Here is a 20,109-nt window from a genome sequence, read left to right as displayed (position 1 = left end):
GGCGCAGGTGCGTATAATTCTGCCAGACATCGGAGTCCAAAGACGCATGTTGCACAGCAAACCCCCATTTCCCGACGCACTGTACAGCGCCGCTCAGGTCCGCGACCTCGACGCGCGCCTGATTGCTGCCGGCACGCCCGGCTTCGAACTGATGCAGCGCGCCGCCCATGCCGCATGGCGGGCAATACGCCGCCGCTGGCCCGAAGGCAGGCAACTGACGGTGATGGCTGGCCGCGGCAACAACGCAGGCGACGGCTATCTCATCGCTGCGCTGGCCCGGCGTGTCGGCTGGCAAGTCAGCGTACTGGCCGTGGGTGATAGCGCCGCACTGACCGGCGACGCCCGATCTGGCTATGAAGAAGCGGTCGCCGCCCATGTCGATATTCAGCCGTGGCAGCACCAGGCGCTGGCCGGCATCGTTGTCGACGCGCTGCTGGGCACCGGACTGACGGGCGAGGTGCGCGCGCCTTATGCTGCGGCCATTCAAGTCATTAACGACAGTTCCCTGCCCATCGTGGCCGTCGATCTCCCTTCGGGACTGTGTGCGGACACGGGGCGAACCCTCGGCTGTGCAGTCCGGGCGGATCTGACCGTCACCTTCATCGGCCTCAAGATTGGGCTGTTCACCGGCGATGCGCCGGAGCTGGTGGGCGAACTGGTGTTCGATGACTTGCAGGCGGACGCAGAGATCATCCGGCAAACCCCCATCAGCGTCAGGCGGCTGGACACCTTCAATCTGCCAACCCTGGCCCCTCGATCACGCATTGCGCACAAAGGCATGTTCGGCCGTGTCCTGGTGGTCGGCGGCGACCGGGGTTTCGGCGGCGCAGCATTGCTCGCCACCGAAAGCACGCTGCGCACCGGCGCCGGCATGGTCACGCTGGCCACGCGGCCGGAGCATGTCAGCGCTGCGCTCACGCGATTCCCTGAAGTCATGAGCGCCGGCATCAGCTCGGCCAACCAGCTTCGCGCCTTGATCGAGCCCGCGTCGGTGCTGGTGGTTGGTCCGGGCCTTGGCCAGCACAGCTGGGGGAAAAGCCTGTTGTCCGCCGCTGCCAATGCGCCGTTGCCGCAGGTCTGGGATGCCGACGCACTGAATGAACTGGCGACCGGCGCGGTGCAACTGCCCGAGGGCTGCGTGATCACCCCGCATCCTGGCGAAGCCGCGCGCCTGCTGGGCACCGACACCAAACAGATTCAGGCCGATCGTCCGGCTGCGGCGCGGGCGCTGGCTAAAAAATTCAATGCCGTGTGTGTTTTGAAAGGCAGCGGCAGCCTGATTGCCAACCCGGCGGGTGACCTCGCACTGGCCGACCATGGTCACCCGGCGATGGCGACCGGTGGACTGGGCGATGTGTTGTCCGGTGTCATTGGCGCGTTGATGGCGCAAAAGATGAGCGCCTATGACGCCGCTTGTCTTGGCGTCTGGCTGCACGCTCTCGCAGGTGAGCAATGCGGCGCCAGTGGGCGAGGGCTGGCTGCCGCTGATCTGATTCCTGTTATTCGCCAGCTTCTGGAGGAGCACCAACCGTGTCTGAGCTAACCCTGGACCTCATCGGTGAAGAGGCCATGACCAATTTCGGCGCACGCATTGCCCAAGTGACTGAAAGCAATGGGATTATTTTTCTGGAGGGCGACCTGGGAGCGGGCAAGACCACGCTGTCCCGAGGGATCATTCGCGGCCTTGGCCATACCGGCGCGGTAAAAAGTCCGACGTTTACGCTGGTAGAACCTTACGAAATTGGGAGAAACCGCGCGTATCACTTTGATCTCTACCGACTTGTTGATCCAGAAGAGCTAGAATTCCTCGGCATCCGGGACTATTTCGAAGGTGATGCCCTTTGTCTCATCGAATGGCCCAATCTGGGTGCAGGCTTTTTGCCAAAGCCTGACCTGATCATTACCATAAGGCCGCTCGACGAAGGTCGGGCGTTGACGCTGAGCCCCAAAAGCTCCCGTGGCGAGATGTGGTGCGCCGCCTTGGCGCCGTCGTTCAAATAGACATTCAATAGATATGGGGTTTGGTATGCGCATGCGCGCGCTGGTTACTGTGATTGGACTGCTGCTGGCGACACTGGCTGTCGACGCGTTGGCCGCTTCACAGGTACGAAGTGTCCGCTTATGGCGTGCTCCGGATAACACTCGGCTGGTCTTCGACCTGTCTGGTCCGGTTCAGCACAGTGTCTTCACGCTACAGTCCCCTGATCGTCTGGTCATCGACATCAACGGCGCCACCTTGGGTGGTCCGTTGAACGTGCCGACGGCCAACACGCCGATCACCAGCATGCGCTCGGCGCAACGCACGCCTGACGACCTGCGTGTGGTGATTGACCTGAAAAAGGCGGTGACGCCAAAGAGCTTCACCCTCGCGCCGAACCAGCAATACGGCAACCGTCTGGTGGTCGATCTGTACGACAACGCCGCCGATGCCAATCCACCGCCGTCGGTTGCCGATACTCCGGCCACCGCTGCCCCGGCGACGCCTGCGGTGCCGGTCAGTCCATCCAAGCCTGAAATCAAACTCACCCCTGTACCGAATGGCAAGCGCGACATCGTCGTGGTCATCGATGCCGGCCACGGCGGTGAAGACCCGGGCGCATCGGGCGGCCGAGGTGAGAAAGAAAAGAACGTCGTGCTCGCAATTGCCAAAGAGCTGCAGCGCCAGATCAACGGCGAAAAGGGCTACCGCGCCGAACTGACCCGCACCGGCGACTACTTCATCCCGCTGCGTAAGCGCACGGAAATCGCTCGCGCCAAAGGTGCTGACCTGTTCGTGTCCATTCACGCCGACGCGGCGCCTTCCTCGGCGGCCTTCGGCGCTTCGGTATTTGCTTTGTCCGAACGCGGTGCGACCTCCGAGACAGCACGCTGGCTGGCGGACAGTGAAAACCGTTCCGACTTGATCGGTGGCGCCGGGGCCGTGAGCCTCGATGACAAAGACCGCATGCTTGCTGGCGTACTGCTCGATTTGTCGATGACCGCATCGCTGACTTCAAGCCTGAACGTCGGCCAGAAGGTTTTGACCAACATCGGCCGCGTGACCTCGCTGCACAAGTCCCGCGTCGAGCAGGCCGGTTTCATGGTGCTGAAGTCACCGGACATTCCGTCGATTCTGGTCGAGACCGGCTTCATCTCCAACTCGGCCGAAGCGAACAAACTGCAAGGCGCAAGCCATCAGCAGGCGTTGGCGCGCTCCATCACGGCGGGTGTGAAACAGTTCTTCCAGCAGAATCCACCCCAAGGCACCTATATCGCCTGGCTGCGTGATAGCGGCAAGCTGGCCATGGGCGCGCGTGAGCACACAGTGCGCCCAGGCGAATCGCTGAGCATGATCGCGGCGCGCTACGACATGACCACGCCAATGCTTCGCACCGCCAATCATCTGAGTTCTGACGAATTAAAAGCCGGTCAGCAACTTAGAATCCCCAGCGCAGAACTGGCAGGTGAGCCGTGACTGACCTGTTGCTCGGTGATCAGGAATTGGATGTCAGCGTAACTCCCGATCTACCTACGGCAGAAGCCGCGCGTATCCAGCTGCTCAGCCCACGGCTTGCCAACCAGATTGCTGCGGGCGAGGTCGTCGAACGACCGGCTTCGGTGATCAAGGAACTGCTCGAAAACAGCCTCGATTCCGGCGCACGGCGCATCGATGTTGACGTTGAGCAGGCCGGCATCAAGCTGCTCCGGGTTCGCGACGACGGCGGCGGCATCTCCTCGGATGACCTGCCCCTGGCGCTGGCCCGACATGCCACCAGCAAGATCCGCGACCTGGAGGACCTTGAGCGAGTCATGAGCCTTGGTTTCCGGGGCGAGGCGTTGGCGTCGATCAGTTCCGTGGCCCGTCTGACCCTTACGTCGCGCACCCGCGATGCCGATCAGGCCTGGCAGGTCGAGACCGAAGGCCGCGACATGGCTTCGCGCGTCCAGCCCGCTGCGCACCCTGTCGGCACCTCCGTGGAAGTGCGCGACCTGTTCTTCAACACGCCTGCGCGGCGCAAGTTTCTCAAGGCTGAGAAGACCGAGTTCGATCATCTCCAGGAAGTGATCAAGCGCATGGCGCTGGCGCGGTTTGACGTGGCCTTTCATTTGCGCCACAACGGCAAGACGGTCCTGAGCCTGCACGAAGCGCGGGATGACGTATCGCGAGCGCGACGGGTGTCTGCAATTTGCGGCCCCGGGTTTCTGGAGCAGGCGCTGCCGATCGAGGTCGAGCGCAACGGTCTGAGATTGTGGGGTTGGGTGGGGCTGCCGACGTTCTCGCGCAGCCAGGCCGATCTGCAATACTTTTTCGTCAATGGCCGTGCAGTGCGCGACAAACTGGTTGCCCACGCGGTGCGTCAGGCTTATCGCGACGTGCTGTTCAACGGCCGGCATCCGACCTTCGTGCTGTTTTTCGAAGTGGATCCGGCGGTCGTCGACGTCAACGTCCATCCGACCAAGCACGAAGTGCGGTTCCGCGACGGGCGCATGGTTCACGATTTCCTCTACGGCACGCTGCATCGGGCGCTCGGTGACGTGCGGCCTGAAGATCAACTGGCTGGCACCACCTCGGTCACCGCGCTGGTGCGACCCACTGGGCCGGATGCCGGCGAGTTCGGGCCCCAGGGTGAAATGCGCCTGGCCAATAACGTGCTTGAGACGCCACAAGGTCAGGCCTGGAATCCGCCGGCCGGATCCGCGCCCGGCTCTGGCAGCGGCGCGGGTTACCAATATCAATACACGCCGCGGCCGTCGTCGGTGCTTCCGGCTGAAGAGGCGCGTGCCGCTTACAGCGAATTCTTTGCCCCGTTGCCCGGCGCGCAGTCTTCGGCGGGCGCAGGCATGGTTTCGTTGCCTGAATCCCAAGGCGACGTGCCGCCGCTGGGTTATGCCCTTGCTCAGCTCAAGGGCATTTATATCCTCGCGGAAAATGCCCACGGCCTGGTTCTGGTGGACATGCACGCGGCCCATGAGCGGATCATGTACGAGCGCCTGAAGATCGCCATGGCCAGCGAAGGCCTGAGCGGTCAGCCGCTGCTGGTGCCGGAGTCCATTGCGGTCAGCCAGCGTGAGGCCGACTGCGCCGAAGAGCACATGACGACCTTCCAGCAACTGGGCTTCGAATTACAACGCCTCGGCCCCGAGACCCTCGCGATTCGGCAAATCCCTGCACTGCTCAAACAGGCTGAGGCGAATCGACTGGTGCACGACGTGCTAGGGGATCTGATGGAGTACGGCACCAGCGATCGTGTTCAGGCGCGCATGAACGAACTGCTCGGCACCATGGCGTGCCACGGCGCGATTCGCGCCAATCGCCGGCTGGCCATTCCGGAAATGAACGGTCTGCTGCGTGACATGGAAAACACCGAGCGCAGCGGTCAATGCAACCACGGACGGCCCACCTGGACCCAGTTGGGCCTGGATGATCTGGACAAACTATTCCTGCGCGGTCGCTGATGAGTGCTCTTCCCCCGGCCATCTTTCTGATGGGGCCGACCGCCGCCGGGAAAACCGATCTGGCCATCGAACTGACCAAAGTGCTGCCATGTGAGCTGATCAGCGTGGATTCCGCGCTGGTGTATCGCGGCATGGACATCGGCACTGCCAAGCCATCAAAGGCGCTGCTGGACGCGTATCCCCACCGGCTCATCGATATCCTCGACCCTGGCCAGAGCTACTCTGCAGCGGATTTTCGAACCGATGCCTTGCAGGCCATGGCGGAAATTACCGCCCGGGGAAAAATTCCCCTGCTGGTGGGCGGCACGATGTTGTATTTCAAGGCTCTACTGGAAGGCCTGGCCGATATGCCTGCGGCGGATGCCGAGGTTCGTGCGCAAATTGAGGCGCAAGCGGCCAGTCAAGGCTGGCAGGCGTTGCATGATGAGCTGGCGACCATCGATCCGGTGTCGGCAGCGAGAATTCACCCCAACGATCCCCAGCGGCTGGTTCGCGCGCTGGAAGTCTTTCGGGTCAGCGGCATGAGCATGACCGCGCACCGTGAACAACAAAGTGCGCAAAGTGCTCAAGCGAGCGCTTCGGGGCGTCATCAATTGCCCTATACTGTCGCAAATCTCGCGATCGCACCGACGGATCGCAAGGTGCTCCACGACCGAATTGCTGTGCGTTTCAGGCAAATGCTTGAGGAAGGATTCGTTGAAGAAGTCGTAGCGCTACGTTCGAGGGGTGATCTGCACTCGGATTTACCGTCTATAAGAGCTGTAGGGTATCGCCAGGTCTGGGATCATCTGGACGGCAAGCTGAATCGGGACGAGATGCAGGAGCGCGGCATCATTGCCACGCGCCAGTTGGCCAAGAGGCAGTTCACCTGGTTACGCAGCTGGCAGGATTTGCACTGGTTGGACAGCCTGGCTTGCGACAATCTGCCACGCGCCTTGAAATACCTGGGGTCGGTCTCCATATTGAGCTGAGTCCTTGCAATAGCCGTCTATCCTTGGGGGATAGCCTTCGGGAGGTAGCGGCCCAAGCCAATGTTTTCGAATTTATTCTATTGATCCTTAAAGGAGTGCGGCACATGTCAAAAGGGCATTCGCTACAAGACCCTTACCTGAACACTTTGCGTAAAGAAAAGGTTGGGGTTTCGATCTACCTGGTAAACGGTATCAAGCTGCAAGGCACTATCGAATCTTTTGACCAGTTCGTTATTTTGCTGAAGAACACTGTCAGCCAAATGGTCTACAAACACGCCATCTCGACTGTCGTTCCCGTCCGCCCGATTCGTCTGCCCAGCGCTACCGAATCCGAGCAGGCTGACGCCGAGCCAGGTAACGCCTGATAGGAGTCTGCTTTGTTCTTTGAGCGCCACAGTGGTGGTGAGCGGGCGATCCTCGTTCACTTGGATGGTCAGGACCCTGAGGCGCGCGAAGATCCGCAGGAGTTCAGGGAACTGGCGCTGTCGGCCGGCGCCGATATTGTCTCGTTCGTCAACGTGCCAAGGCATCGGCCTACGGCCAAGTATCTGGTAGGCAGCGGCAAGGTCGAGGAATTACGCGACCTGGTCAAAACCGAAAAGTCAGATATCGTCATCTTCAATCACGTCCTTACACCCAGTCAGGAACGTAACCTCGAACGTGTTTTCGAGTGTCGCGTGCTTGACCGTACGGGCCTGATTCTCGACATCTTCGCCCAGCGGGCGCGCACCCATGAGGGCAAGCTGCAGGTCGAACTGGCCCAGCTTGAGCACATGAGTACGCGGCTGGTTCGTGGCTGGACTCACCTGGAGCGGCAGGGCGGCGGTATCGGTCTGCGCGGTCCGGGTGAAACCCAGCTCGAAACGGACCGGCGTCTGTTGCGTGTGCGCCTGCGTCAGATCAAGGGCCGGCTTGAAAAAGTCCGCAGTCAGCGTGATCAGGCCCGTCGTGGCCGCACCCGCGCCGACATCCCTACGGTTTCGATCGTCGGCTACACCAACGCCGGCAAGTCAACGCTGTTCAATGCGGTGACCGACTCCGATGTCTACGCGGCCGATCAACTGTTCGCGACCCTTGACCCGACCCTGCGCCGCCTTGAACTCAAAGACCTCGGGCCAATTGTGCTGGCCGATACGGTAGGTTTCATCCGCCATTTGCCGCACAAGCTGGTCGAGGCCTTTCGGGCTACGCTTGAAGAATCAAGCAACTCCGATCTGCTGTTGCATGTGATCGACGCTCACGAGCCCGACCGTCTGGAACAGATCGAGCAGGTCATGGTGGTGCTGGGCGAGATTGGGGCGCAGGACTTGCCGATGCTTGAGGTCTATAACAAACTCGATCTGCTCGAAGGGGTTGAGCCGCAGATTCAACGCGATGCCGATGGCAAGCCGCAGCGGGTCTGGGTTTCTGCCCGTGACGGGCGTGGTCTGGATTTGCTCAAGCAAGCCATCGCCGAAGTGTTGGGCAATGACCTCTTTGTGGGGACGCTGCGCCTGACGCAGGAGTTCGCCCGGTTGCGTGCCCAGTTTTTCAACCTGGGTGCGGTGCAGAGCGAAGAGCACGACGAAGAAGGCCAGAGTCTTTTGGCTGTTCGGTTACCCCGAGTTGAATTCAATCGCCTGGTGAGTCGCGAAGGACTGCAGCCGCTGGAATTCATCGAGCAACACACTTTGCAATAAAAGCCTGACAAAGCGGTTGTACCGCTTTGACGGGCATTCTGTAGCATTGGTCGGCGCGCCGCGGGCGCGTCTTTGCTTTATCAGATGGAGAGCGCTATGGCTTGGAATGAGCCGGGTGGCAACTCGAATAATCAGGATCCTTGGGGTGGTAAGCGCAAGGGCGGCGACCGCAAGGGGCCACCGGATCTCGACGAGGCCTTCCGTAAGCTGCAGGAAAGCCTGAATGGGTTGTTCGGTGGTGGCAAGAAACGCAGTGGCGATGGCGGCGGCAGCGGCGGTGGATCGAGCAAGGGCGGTGGCCTCGGCCTGCTCGGCATCGGTCTGGTCGTGCTGCTCGCCATCTGGCTGTACAACGCAATTTATGTCGTTGACGAGCAGGAGCAGGCCGTTGTGCTTCGCTTCGGCAAGTACTACGAAACCGTTGGGCCGGGTCTGAACATCTATTTCCCGCCGTTCGATCGCAAGTACCTCGAAAACGTGACCCGTGAACGTGCGTACAGCAAACAGGGCCAGATGCTCACCGAAGACGAAAACATCGTCGAAGTGCCACTGACCGTGCAGTACAAGATCACCAACCTGCAGGATTTCGTGCTGAACGTTGATCAGCCTGAAGTGAGCCTGCAGCATGCGACCGAAAGTGCCCTGCGTCATGTGGTCGGTTCGACCGCCATGGATCAGGTACTGACTGAAGGTCGTGAGTTGATGGCCAGCGAAATCAAGGAGCGGTTGCAGCGCTTCCTCGATACCTATCGCACCGGCATCACCGTGACTCAGGTCAACGTGCAGAGCGCTGCGGCGCCGCGCGAAGTCCAGGAAGCGTTCGATGACGTGATCCGTGCCCGTGAAGACGAGCAGCGCTCACGTAACCAGGCTGAAACCTACGCCAACGGTGTGATCCCGGAAGCGCGTGGTCAGGCTCAGCGTATCGTCGAAGACGCCAACGGTTATCGCGATGAAGTGGTTTCTCGGGCCAAGGGTGAGGCGGATCGCTTTACCAAGCTGGTGGCCGAGTACCGTAAAGCGCCGGAAGTCACGCGTGAGCGTCTGTACCTGGACACCATGCAGGAAGTCTTCAGCAACACCAGCAAGGTACTCGTGACCGGTGACAAAGGTCAGAACAACCTGCTTTACCTGCCGTTGGACAAAATGATCGATAGCAGCCGTAACGGTTCCAACCCGTCTACCGCCGGCGGCGCTGCTGCTGCACCGGCAGATCCGGGCTCACGGGCAGCGGACATGCAACAGCAACGCGACACGCGCACTAGGGAGACTCGCTGATGAGCAATAAATCTCTGGTTGCCCTGATTGTCTGCGTCGTGTTGGCCGTGGTCGCATGGAACAGCTTCTACATCGTCGCTCAGACCGAGCGGGCGGTGCTGCTGCAATTCGGTCGCGTGGTTCAGGCGGATGTCTCGCCAGGCCTGCACGTGAAGATTCCTTACGTGAATCAGGTGCGCAAATTCGATGGTCGCTTGATGACCCTCGATGCGCCGACTCAGCGTTTCCTGACGCTGGAAAAGAAAGCCGTAATGGTCGATGCCTACGCTAAATGGCGCGTGAAGGACGCTGAGCGTTTCTACACTGCGACATCCGGCCTGAAGCAGATTGCCGATGAGCGTCTCTCTCGTCGTCTCGAGTCCGGTCTGCGTGACCAGTTCGGTAAGCGCACCCTGCACGAGGTGGTTTCGGGTGAGCGTGATGCGTTGATGGCTGACATCACTGCGTCGCTCAACACCATGGCTGGCAAAGAGCTGGGCATTGAAGTCGTCGATGTTCGGGTCAAGGCCATCGACCTGCCGAAGGAAGTGAACCGCAGCGTGTTTGAACGTATGAGTACCGAGCGTGAGCGTGAAGCGCGCGAGCATCGCGCCAAGGGTAACGAGCTGGCTGAAGGCATCCGTGCCGACGCCGATCGTCAGCGCCGCGTTCTGTTGGCTGAAGCGTATCGTGAGTCTGAAGAGGCGCGCGGTGACGGTGATGCCCAAGCGTCCGCGATCTACTCCAAGGCCTACGGTCAGGATCAGGAGTTCTACGCGTTCTACCGTAGCCTGCGCGCTTACCGTGAAAGCTTCGCGAACAAAAGCGACGTGATGGTGCTGGACCCAGGCAGCGAGTTCTTCCGCTACCTGCAAAAATCCAAGCCGTAATCCCATCAGCACCTGATCACTCCGCCGGGCGGCAAAACTGCCCGTCGGGGTGATCGCACGACAAAACGTGTGTATGATGCGGCAGCCGGGAAATTCCCGGCTTTTTTGCGTCTGCACGATTGATTGGCCGTGGCGTGTTCCGTGCGCGGCAGTTTTTTCGAGGACGGTGTTCACGATAGTGCGGCGCATCAGGCGGGGACATTTCCTTGCCCTGCGTCCGCAGAATGCTGTCTGCTTCACTCAAGGCTTGCCCAAGGGCCGGCCGCCCGGATCATAGGGGAAAGGCGTAATGGCAACGGTTGACCGCTGGCTGCTGCCGGATGGCATCGAAGAAGTACTGCCGCCGGAAGCTGCGCGCATTGAAGTCGCGCGTCGTCAGGTGCTGGATCTGTTTCAGAGCTGGGGCTACGAGTTTGTAGTGACCCCACACATCGAATACCTCGAATCACTGCTCACCGGTGCGGGCCAGGATCTGGATCTGCGCACCTTCAAAGTGGTCGACCCGCAATCAGGTCGGCAGATGGGTTTCCGCGCGGACATCACGCCGCAGGTTGCACGCATCGACGCGCACACCTTGCGTCGCGAAGGCCCAAGCCGCCTCTGCTACGCTGGCAGTGTGCTGCATGCCCAGCCGCGTGCGTTGTCCTCCTCGCGCAGCCCGATCCAACTGGGCGCCGAGCTGTACGGCGACGCGAGCCCGAGCAGTGATGTCGAAGTCATCAGCCTGATGCTGGCGATGCTGCAACTGGCTGATGTGCCGGACGTCCATATGGACCTGGGCCACGTCGGGATTTACCGTGGTCTTGCCCGCGCTGCCGGGTTGTCCGGCGAAGTCGAACAACAGCTGTTTGATGCGCTGCAGCGCAAAGCCATCGACGAGGTCATCGCGTTGACTGAAGGTCTGCCGGCCGATCTGGCCAGCATGCTGCGCGCGCTGGTGGATCTGTGTGGCGACCGTACGGTGTTGGCGCAGGCGCGGGACCGTCTGGCGAATGCGCCGGCGCCGGTCATTGAAGCGCTGGATGATCTGCAGGAAATCGCCGAACGACTGTCGGCCCGGTTTCCTGAGCTACCGTTGTATTTCGACCTCGGCGAATTGCGCGGCTACCACTACCACACCGGCGTGGTGTTTGCGGTGTTCGTCCCGGGCGTTGGCCAGTCGATCGCCCAGGGTGGTCGCTACGATGACATCGGCGCCGACTTCGGTCGTGCGCGCCCGGCAACGGGTTTTTCCACCGATTTGAAAACCCTGGTGACACGCGGCCAGGCTCAGATCGAGCTACCGTCTGGCGGTATCTGGATGCCTGACAGCACTGACTCGGCGTTGTGGCACAAGGTCTGTCAACTGCGGGCTGAAGGTCAACGTGTGGTTCAAGCGTTGCCAGGCCAACCGGTTTCGGCGGCGCAAGACGCCGACTGTGATCGGCAATTGATTCAGCAGGGCGAGCGTTGGCAGGTAATGCCGCTGGCCTCTTGAGTTTCCCCGCCGGCCGCTGCCGGCACCAAGTTTGCGCGAATGAGGACAAGTGTTATGGGTAAGAATGTCGTAGTCCTGGGCACCCAATGGGGTGATGAGGGCAAAGGCAAGATCGTTGATCTGCTGACCGAACATGCAACCGCGGTAGTGCGCTATCAAGGCGGCCACAACGCTGGCCACACGCTGGTGATCGACGGCGAAAAAACCGTCCTGCACCTGATTCCGTCCGGCGTCCTGCGCGAAGGCGTGCAGTGCCTGATCGGCAACGGCGTAGTTGTTGCGCCTGATGCGCTCATGCGCGAAATCACCAAGCTGGAAGAGAAGGGCATTCCGGTGCGCGAGCGTCTGCGCATCAGCCCGTCCTGCCCGCTGATCCTGTCCTACCACGTGGCCCTTGATCAGGCCCGCGAGAAGGCCCGTGGCGAACACAAGATCGGCACGACCGGTCGCGGCATCGGCCCGGCTTACGAAGACAAGGTTGCGCGTCGTGGTCTGCGCATCGGTGATCTGTTCCACCGCGAGCGCTTCGCCGCCAAACTGGGCGAGCTGCTGGATTACCACAACTTCGTTCTGGTCAATTACTACAAAGAGCCGGCGATCGACTTCCAGAAAACACTCGATGAGTGCATGGAATACGCCGAGCTGCTCAAGCCGATGATGCTCGACGTCACCGCAACGCTGCACGAAATGCGTCGCGCCGGCAAAGACATCATGTTTGAAGGTGCCCAGGGCTCCTTGCTGGACATCGACCACGGTACCTACCCGTACGTCACCAGTTCGAATACCACTGCGGGCGGCATCGCCACTGGTTCGGGCATGGGTCCGATGTACCTGGATTACATCCTGGGCATCACCAAGGCCTACACCACTCGCGTGGGTTCGGGTCCGTTCCCGACTGAGCTGTTCGACGACGTTGGTGCGTTCCTGGCCAAGCGCGGCCACGAGTTCGGTGCAACCACCGGCCGTGCGCGTCGCTGTGGCTGGTTCGACGCCGTTATCCTGCGTCGCGCCATCGACGTCAACAGCATCTCGGGCATCTGCCTGACCAAGCTGGACGTGCTTGACGGTCTCGAGACCATCAACATCTGCGTGGGCTACAAGAACGAGAACGGTGCAGTGATCGAAGCGCCGACCGACGCTGACAGCTACATCGGCCTGGAGCCAGTGTACGAAGAAGTGCCGGGCTGGTCCGAGTCGACCTTGGGTGCCAAGACCCTGGAAGAGCTGCCTGCCAACGCTCGCGCTTACATCAAGCGCCTCGAAGAGTTGGTCGGTGCACCGATCGACATTATTTCGACGGGCCCTGACCGCAACGAAACGATCGTTCTGCGTCATCCGTTCGATTGATAAGTCGTTGAAACAAAAACAAAGGGTTGCTTCGGCAGCCCTTTATTTTGCCCGTTGAAAACTACCGGCCACTGCGGCACGACGCTTGCTGTGATTCCACTTATAAGACAATGCCAGCATTTTGCTGTCGTGTGTGGTGAGGGATCTCCTGTGTCGGCCGTTACTTCTCTTCTGCGCAGTCGCTTGCTGCGACCGGTGTTCATTGCTCTTGGTATCGCCCTTCTGGTGCAGGTGCTGGTTGCCGTCGCCCTCACTCGGAGCACCGTTACTGCGCTTGAAGCTGAGTTGGCAGCGCGGCTGAGTGTAGATTCGCAACACTTGACCGGCGAACTGGAACAGGCGAGCCGCGACGTAACATCCAGCCTGGACAGGCTTTCGCAAAATACACGTCAGCGCCTGAGCGCCGGCCTGTCGACGCGTCTCAAAGATGAACAGAAGCAACTGCGTGCGACGCTGGAGAAAGACCTTCAGGATTCAGCGACGGACATGGCCGAGCTATTGGCTGCTGTCGCGCCACGGGCGATGTGGGACGGGGATACGCCGACGCTGTCGGAGTTCGCGCGCCGTGCGCAACGCAATCCGAACGTACTGTTCGTGGTCTACGACGATGCTCAGGGCGAACACCTGACGCGTTACCTGAATCGGGAGAACGAATCGGTCAAGGCGCTGCTGGCGAAAGGCGAAGGCGAGCGCGCCATGGACAAGGTCCTGAGCGCGGCGCGCAAAGACCCTTCGGTGTATTACGTCGAAGCATCGATCAGCCCCAACGGCGTCGAGATCGGCAAAGTCCGCATGGGCGTCTCTACCGCGTCGGTGGAAGAGAATCTGGCTGCGCTGGACAAGCGCTTCGTTGCGTTGATCGGCAGCGGTGATCAACTGGTCTCGGAAAGCCTTGGCGGTGCTGCGGCGGAGAGCTCTGCCGCGTTGCGCTCGCGTCTGCAAACGGCGCAATCGTCAGCCACTGCGATGGCGACCAATACCAGCTCCGCTGTGCAGGAGGCTGCGACCACGCTGCGCTGGAGAATCGGCGTCGGGCTGTCTCTGGTGGGGCTCGGTGTGCTGGTGGTGTTGGCCATCGTGCTGGGGCGCCGCGTCGTGCTGCGCCTGCAGTTGCTCAACCGTGCGCTGGATGACCTGGCGGCAGGCGAAGGCGATCTGACCAAGCGCGTCAAACTCAACAGCAACGATGAGATTGGTGACATGGCTGCAGCCGTGAACCGCTTTGTCGACAAGCTGCAGCCGATCGTTCGAGAGGCGGGGGATGTAGCGCAGCAGACGGGCGTCGAAATTGGCGCCATGAGCAAGCGCAATGCGGGCGCGGGCGCCGCGGCGGAGTTGCAGCGCGATGAGGTGGCTGCCAGCCTTCAAGCGCTGGCGCAAATGGCTGACGAAGCGCAGGCCGAGAGCCAGGCCATGCAGGCCGCATTGCGACAGGTGGTGGATATTCGCCAGGCAACCGATGAAAACACACGCACTTCCAATCAGGTGGGCAGTTTGATCGAAGCGCTGGCCGGGCAGGTAGAGACCGGCGCCCAGGTCATCGAACGGCTGGCGCAGCAAAGCCAGCAGATTGAGGTGGTGCTGGAGGTGATCCATGGCATCGCCGAGCAAACCAACCTGCTTGCCCTCAACGCGGCCATTGAAGCGGCACGCGCGGGCGAAACCGGTCGAGGCTTCGCCGTTGTTGCCGATGAAGTGCGCGCGTTGGCGAGCAAAACGCAAAGCTCAACGGGCGATATCCAGGAGCACATTGCCAAGCTGCAATCCGGGGCGCGCGAAGCAGTGGCAACGATTGGGCTCGCCGGGCGTCAGGCTAAGGAAGGGCTCGCGGTACTGAAGGACAGCGCTCGGCTGCAGCAATCGGTGCAGGTGTCTGTCGAGCAGGTTCATGCGGCGATCGGCCTGGCGACTCGTGCGGCAGAGCATCAGGCTCAAGGCGCGCAAGCGGTGCGGGGGCGTGTAGAGGTTATTCATGCCCAAGCCGAGAAAGCGGCGCAAGCCGTGGTGGAAACGACCGCCAGCGGCAAGACGCTGGACAGACTTGCTGCCCAGCTCAAGGCCAGTCTGGGGCAGTTCCGGGCGTAGTTTTGCGCACTGCTGGGGGTAATTGCATAGCCCCAGAAAGCACAAAACCGAGCACTTGGCTCGGTTTTGTTTGTTTGGTGCCCAGAAGAAGACTCGAACTTCCACGACCTTGCGGTCACCAGCACCTGAAGCTGGCGTGTCTACCAATTTCACCATCTGGGCATGGCGCTGATTTAATTAGATTTTTCGCAGGAGTGCAACTGAATTTTTGAATTTGTTGGAGAAGCGGAGCGGCGATTCATTTGCGGGGAGGACAGGGCAGGGGAGGTGATCTACGCTGAGGTTGTTTTGCGACGCTTGACTTTTCAAACCGCAAAATGCACAAAACCGAGCCTAGGCTCGGTTTCGTTGAATTGGTGCCCAGAAGAAGACTCGAACTTCCACGACCTTGCGGTCACCAGCACCTGAAGCTGGCGTGTCTACCAATTTCACCATCTGGGCAGTTCGTTGATTTCATTCGATATTTCGTTTGATTTCAACTACAACTTGGCAGTGCCGTCGTTGTGGGGCGCATCTTACGGAGGAGATTGAAGGCTGTAAAGCCCCCGTGCAAAAATAATTTGAAATAGCGAAAAGTCCCAGCAAACGCTGTCTTCGCGTTTCAATCTGGTATATGCCAAACTAATTACATACAGATAAGGTGAACTCATTCTAATGGCCGATTGGCAGTCCCTCGATCCCGAGGCCGCTCGTGAAGCGGAAAAATACGAAAACCCCATCCCTAGCCGTGAGCTGATTCTGGCGCACCTCTCCGAGCGCGGTTCGCCCGCTGCCCGCGAGCAGTTGGTGGAAGAATTTGGCCTGACGACTGAAGATCAGATCGAGGCCCTGCGACGTCGGCTCCGTGCCATGGAGCGCGACGCGCAACTGATTTACACCCGGCGCGGCACGTACGCGCCAGTCGACAAGCTGGACCTCATTCTGGGTCGCATCAGCGGTCACCGTGACGGCTTCGGCTTCCTGGTCCCGGATGACGGCTCTGACGACCTGTTCATGAGCCCTGCGCAAATGCGTCTGGTGTTCGACGGTGACCGTGCACTGGCGCGCGTCTCGGGTCTGGACCGTCGCGGTCGCCGCGAAGGTGTGATCGTCGAGGTCATCTCCCGCGCGCACGAAACCGTGGTGGGTCGCTACTTCGAAGAAAGCGGCATCGGTTTCGTCCAGCCGGACAACCCAAAAATCCAGCAAGAGGTGTTAATCACCCCGGGCCGTAACAACGGTGCCAAGGTTGGTCAGTTCGTCGAGGTGAAAATCACTCACTGGCCGACCCCGCGCTTTCAGCCTCAAGGCGACGTGGTTGAAGTGGTGGGTAATTACATGGCGCCCGGCATGGAGATCGATGTCGCGCTGCGTACCTACGACATCCCTCACGTCTGGCCCGAGGCTGTGCTGAAGGAAGCCGCCAAGCTCAAGCCGGAAGTCGAAGAGAAGGACAAGGAAAACCGCGTCGATCTGCGTCATCTGCCATTTGTCACCATCGACGGTGAAGATGCTCGCGACTTCGACGATGCTGTTTTCTGCGAAGCCAAGCCCGGCAAGCTGCGCCTGTTCTCCGGCGGCTGGAAGCTCTACGTGGCCATCGCCGACGTATCAAGCTACGTGAAACTCGGTTCGGCGCTGGACGCTGAGTCTCAGGTGCGCGGCAACTCGGTGTATTTCCCCGAGCGCGTGATCCCGATGCTGCCTGAGCAACTGTCCAACGGCCTGTGCTCGCTGAATCCGCTGGTTGATCGTCTGGCGATGGTCTGCGAGATGACGATTTCCAAAACCGGCGAGATGACCGACTACGTTTTCTACGAAGCCGTGATTCACTCCCATGCGCGTCTGACCTACAACAAAGTCAGCTCGATGCTGGAGCATCCGAAAGCCGCCGAAGCCAAGCAGCTGCGCGAGCAGTATGGCGACGTCGTGCCGCACCTGAAGCAGCTTTATGCGCTGTACAAAGTCCTGCTGGGTGCCCGGCATGTTCGCGGTGCCATCGATTTTGAAACCCAGGAAACCCGGATCATTTTCGGGACCGAGCGCAAGATCGCCGAGATCCGCCCGACCACTCGAAACGATGCGCACAAGCTGATCGAAGAATGCATGCTTGCGGCGAACGTGGCGACTGCGGCGTTCCTCAAGAAGCACGAGATCCCTGCGCTGTACCGCGTCCACGACGGTCCGCCGCCTGAGCGTCTGGAAAAGCTGCGTGCGTTCCTCGGCGAGTTGGGTCTTTCCCTGCACAAGGGCAAAGACGGTCCAACGCCGAAGGATTATCAGGCGCTGCTCGAAACCATCAAGGACCGCCCGGATTACCACCTGATCCAGACTGTGATGCTGCGTTCGTTGAGCCAGGCGGTGTACAGCTCCGATAACCATGGCCACTTCGGCCTGAATTACGAAGCCTATACCCACTTCACCTCGCCGATTCGTCGCTACCCGGACTTGCTGACTCACCGTGCGATCCGCAGTGTGATCCGCTCCAAACAGGAAACTCCGCACGTTCGTCGTGCCGGTGCTCCCGTCATTCCGAAGGCGCGTATTTACCCGTACGACGAAGCGATGCTCGAGCAATTGGGCGAGCAGTGCTCGATGAGCGAGCGCCGTGCCGATGAGGCGACCCGCGATGTCACGAACTGGCTGAAATGCGAGTTCATGAAAGACCGTGTAGGGGAGTCGTTCCCGGGCGTGATCACAGCTGTTACCGGCTTTGGTCTGTTCGTCGAGTTGACCGATATCTACGTCGAAGGCCTGGTTCACGTCACCGCATTGCCGGGTGACTACTACCACTTCGATCCGGTCCACCATCGTCTGGCCGGCGAGCGCACAGGTCGTAGCTTCCGTCTGGGCGACACCGTTGAAGTGCGCGTCATGCGTGTTGATCTTGACGAGCGCAAGATCGATTTCGAAATGTCCGAGAAGACCACCAGCGCGCCGATCGGCCGCAAGCGTCGGACGTCCGAGCCTGCCGCGACAGAGAAGGGCAAGGATTCCAGGGAATCGTCGTCTGCTTCCAAGTCTGGGCGCCGCACTGCGAAAGAGCCTGTTGCCGAGGCCTACCGGCCAAGCGATGCGGCTGCCAAGAATGCGGAAGTACGTAAAAGCCGTGAAATGAAAAAAGCGCTGCTGACTGAAGCCAAGGGTGGTAGCAAGGCATCGTCGGGAAAGTCGACGAGTGATTCTGCCGGCGCTTCCGGTAAGTCGAGCAAACACCGCAAGGGTTCGTCGAAATCGGGCTCGGCCCCTGCTGCAAGCAGCGGTAGCGTGCGCAAACCTAAGGCGAAGTCATGAGTCAGCTTGAAAAAATCTACGGTGTTCATGCCGTAGAGGCGCTGTTGCGTCATCACCCGAAGCGGGTCAAGCAGATCTGGCTGGCTGAAGGGCGCAGTGATCCTCGGGTTCAGGTACTGATCGAGCTTGCTGCGCAGAATCGCGTGTCGGTGGGGCAGGCCGAGCGCCGCGAAATGGATGCCTGGGTAGAAGGTGTTCATCAGGGCGTGGTGGCGGACGTCAGTCCGAGCCAGGTCTGGGGCGAAGCGATGCTTGACGAGCTGCTGGACCGCACCGAAGGTCCGCCGCTGATACTGGTTCTGGATGGCGTCACCGATCCGCACAATCTCGGCGCTTGCTTGCGGACCGCCGACGCAGCCGGTGCTCTGGCGGTGATCGTGCCCAAGGACAAGTCCGCGACATTGACGCCGACCGTTCGGAAAGTGGCGTGCGGCGCGGCGGAGGTCATTCCTCTCGTAGCCGTGACCAACCTGGCGCGCACGCTGGAAAAACTCCAGCAGCGCGGCCTGTGGGTTGTCGGCACCGCAGGTGAGGCCGAGCAGGAGTTGTACCAGCAGGATCTGACCGGCCCGACCATCCTGATCATGGGTGCCGAGGGCAAAGGCATGCGCCGCCTGACCCGTGAGCACTGTGACTATCTGGTGCGCCTGCCGATGGCTGGCAGCGTCAGCAGTCTCAACGTTTCGGTGGCGACGGGCGTCTGCCTGTTCGAAGCCCTGCGCCAGCGCGCCGCTGCGCGGAAGTAATCAGCTTCAAGCTGCAAGCCTCAAGATCGAGCGGTTCACGCTCCAGCTTGTAGCTTGTAGCTTGTAGCTTGTAGCGCATTACCATTGTTCAAATATTCACCAATCTCCTTGCGCCCCTCCCACCCCTTCTCTACAATTGCGCCCCTTGCTGTCATGGCAGGCGCTCATGTGCCTGTCCCTGTGCAAGATAAACCAGTGTTATTCACTCCTTGTCTGACCGCTTTGGCGGCAGGCTACAACCCGTAAGGAGCATTCATGCGTCATTACGAAATCATCTTTCTGGTTCACCCGGACCAGAGCGAGCAAGTCGGCGGCATGGTAGAGCGTTACACCAAGCTGATCGAAGAAGACGGCGGCAAGATCCACCGTCTGGAAGATTGGGGCCGTCGTCAACTGGCCTATGCAATCAACAATGTTCACAAGGCTCACTACGTGATGCTGAACGTTGAGTGCACTGGCAAGGCTCTGGCCGAGCTGGAAGACAACTTCCGTTACAACGATGCCGTGATCCGTAACCTTGTCATCCGTCGCGACGAAGCTGTTACTGGCCAGTCCGAAATGCTCAAGGCTGAAGAAAACCGCAGTGAGCGCCGTGAGCGTCGCGACCGTCCTGAGCACTCCGACGCCGATGGCGCCGATGGTGATGACAGCGACAACAGCGATAACGCTGACGAGTAATCCACGGACCTTTTGAGGAGCCCATTACATGGCACGTTTCTTCCGTCGTCGTAAATTCTGCCGCTTCACAGCTGAAAATGTGAAGGAGATCGATTACAAAGATCTCAACACCCTGAAAGCCTACGTATCTGAAACCGGCAAGATCGTTCCTAGCCGCATTACTGGTACCAAAGCTCGTTATCAGCGTCAGCTGGCTACCGCTATCAAGCGCGCCCGCTTCCTGGCCCTGTTGGCCTACACCGACAGCCACGGCCGCTGAGACCAGGTAGT

Annotated in this window: 16 protein-coding genes and 2 tRNA genes; 16 read left to right on the top strand and 2 right to left on the bottom strand. The window is 60.4% G+C overall.

Going from position 1 to position 20,109, the window contains the following annotated elements; translation table 11 throughout:
- Window positions 1-46 precede the first annotated feature (46 nt).
- The 12 genes from EC919_RS13225 to EC919_RS13170 all read left to right on the top strand — a co-directional run bounded on the left by EC919_RS13225 (window position 47) and on the right by EC919_RS13170 (window position 15,142).
- Window positions 47-1,543, top strand: coding sequence for an NAD(P)H-hydrate dehydratase (locus tag EC919_RS13225; RefSeq protein ID WP_133774551.1), 1,497 nt, complete (start codon window positions 47-49; stop codon window positions 1,541-1,543).
- The gene (gene tsaE, locus EC919_RS13220) at window positions 1,531-2,001 is read left to right on the top strand and encodes a tRNA (adenosine(37)-N6)-threonylcarbamoyltransferase complex ATPase subunit type 1 TsaE (protein WP_133774549.1); all 471 of its coding nucleotides are present in this window, start codon (window positions 1,531-1,533) and stop codon (window positions 1,999-2,001) included. Before EC919_RS13225 ends, tsaE begins: the two co-directional genes overlap by 13 nt.
- A 13-nt stretch (window positions 2,002-2,014) precedes the next feature.
- The gene (locus tag EC919_RS13215; protein ID WP_208294976.1) at window positions 2,015-3,454 is read left to right on the top strand and encodes an N-acetylmuramoyl-L-alanine amidase; all 1,440 of its coding nucleotides are present in this window, start codon (window positions 2,015-2,017) and stop codon (window positions 3,452-3,454) included.
- Window positions 3,455-3,480: 26 nt separating this feature from the next.
- On the top strand, window positions 3,481-5,436 hold the full coding sequence (gene mutL, locus EC919_RS13210; RefSeq protein ID WP_166650543.1) for a DNA mismatch repair endonuclease MutL: 1,956 nt from the start codon (window positions 3,481-3,483) through the stop codon (window positions 5,434-5,436).
- Window positions 5,436-6,407 carry a tRNA (adenosine(37)-N6)-dimethylallyltransferase MiaA gene (miaA, locus tag EC919_RS13205; RefSeq protein ID WP_133774545.1) on the top strand — a complete coding sequence of 324 codons (972 nt, stop codon included), beginning with the start codon at window positions 5,436-5,438 and terminating at the stop codon, window positions 6,405-6,407. The genes mutL and miaA overlap by 1 nt, the downstream gene beginning before the upstream one ends.
- A gap of 104 nt (window positions 6,408-6,511) precedes the next feature.
- Complete coding sequence (gene hfq / locus EC919_RS13200) at window positions 6,512-6,772, top strand: RNA chaperone Hfq (protein WP_019691505.1); 261 nt, start codon at window positions 6,512-6,514, stop codon at window positions 6,770-6,772.
- A 12-nt stretch (window positions 6,773-6,784) separates the two neighbouring features.
- Window positions 6,785-8,086, top strand: a complete 1,302-nt coding sequence (gene hflX / locus EC919_RS13195; RefSeq protein ID WP_133774543.1) for a ribosome rescue GTPase HflX — start codon at window positions 6,785-6,787, stop codon at window positions 8,084-8,086.
- 96 nt (window positions 8,087-8,182) lie between these two features.
- Entirely contained in the window at window positions 8,183-9,364 is a 1,182-nt protein-coding gene (hflK, locus tag EC919_RS13190; protein WP_133774541.1) for an FtsH protease activity modulator HflK, read from the top strand.
- Window positions 9,364-10,233, top strand: a complete 870-nt coding sequence (gene hflC / locus EC919_RS13185) for a protease modulator HflC (protein WP_122533818.1) — start codon at window positions 9,364-9,366, stop codon at window positions 10,231-10,233. Before hflK ends, hflC begins: the two co-directional genes overlap by 1 nt.
- Window positions 10,234-10,522: 289 nt before the next feature.
- Window positions 10,523-11,710 (top strand): ATP phosphoribosyltransferase regulatory subunit, encoded by a 1,188-nt coding sequence (locus EC919_RS13180; protein WP_133774539.1) that lies wholly within the window; start codon window positions 10,523-10,525, stop codon window positions 11,708-11,710.
- Between the two features lie 54 nt (window positions 11,711-11,764).
- Window positions 11,765-13,057, top strand: coding sequence for an adenylosuccinate synthase (locus tag EC919_RS13175; RefSeq protein ID WP_133774537.1), 1,293 nt, complete (start codon window positions 11,765-11,767; stop codon window positions 13,055-13,057).
- A 150-nt stretch (window positions 13,058-13,207) separates the two neighbouring features.
- Window positions 13,208-15,142, top strand: coding sequence for a methyl-accepting chemotaxis protein (locus tag EC919_RS13170; RefSeq protein ID WP_133774535.1), 1,935 nt, complete (start codon window positions 13,208-13,210; stop codon window positions 15,140-15,142).
- 75 nt (window positions 15,143-15,217) lie between these two features.
- On the opposite strand, the gene EC919_RS13165 is transcribed toward EC919_RS13170, so the two are convergent.
- Window positions 15,218-15,304: transfer RNA gene (locus EC919_RS13165), tRNA-Leu, on the bottom strand.
- 192 nt (window positions 15,305-15,496) lie between these two features.
- Window positions 15,497-15,583 (bottom strand) — tRNA-Leu (locus EC919_RS13160).
- Between the two features lie 213 nt (window positions 15,584-15,796).
- Between EC919_RS13160 and rnr the strand changes: the two genes are divergently transcribed.
- The 4 genes from rnr (at window position 15,797) to rpsR (ending at window position 20,098) form a co-directional block, all read left to right on the top strand.
- Window positions 15,797-18,415 (top strand): ribonuclease R, encoded by a 2,619-nt coding sequence (gene rnr / locus EC919_RS13155; RefSeq protein WP_133774533.1) that lies wholly within the window; start codon window positions 15,797-15,799, stop codon window positions 18,413-18,415.
- A complete protein-coding gene (gene rlmB / locus EC919_RS13150; RefSeq protein ID WP_133774531.1) occupies window positions 18,412-19,161 on the top strand; it encodes a 23S rRNA (guanosine(2251)-2'-O)-methyltransferase RlmB in 750 nt (249 codons plus the stop codon). Before rnr ends, rlmB begins: the two co-directional genes overlap by 4 nt.
- A gap of 255 nt (window positions 19,162-19,416) precedes the next feature.
- Complete coding sequence (gene rpsF, locus EC919_RS13145; RefSeq protein ID WP_065987796.1) at window positions 19,417-19,839, top strand: 30S ribosomal protein S6; 423 nt, start codon at window positions 19,417-19,419, stop codon at window positions 19,837-19,839.
- A gap of 28 nt (window positions 19,840-19,867) precedes the next feature.
- Window positions 19,868-20,098 (top strand): 30S ribosomal protein S18, encoded by a 231-nt coding sequence (gene rpsR, locus EC919_RS13140; RefSeq protein ID WP_037015707.1) that lies wholly within the window; start codon window positions 19,868-19,870, stop codon window positions 20,096-20,098.
- Window positions 20,099-20,109: the final 11 nt, after the last annotated feature.

Origin of the sequence: Pseudomonas graminis, from assembly GCF_004364335.1 — a bacterium.
GTDB classification, from domain to species: domain Bacteria; phylum Pseudomonadota; class Gammaproteobacteria; order Pseudomonadales; family Pseudomonadaceae; genus Aquipseudomonas; species Aquipseudomonas graminis_D.
Note: the sequence above shows the minus strand (reverse complement) of the source record. Positions and strands in the feature narration are given on the sequence as shown.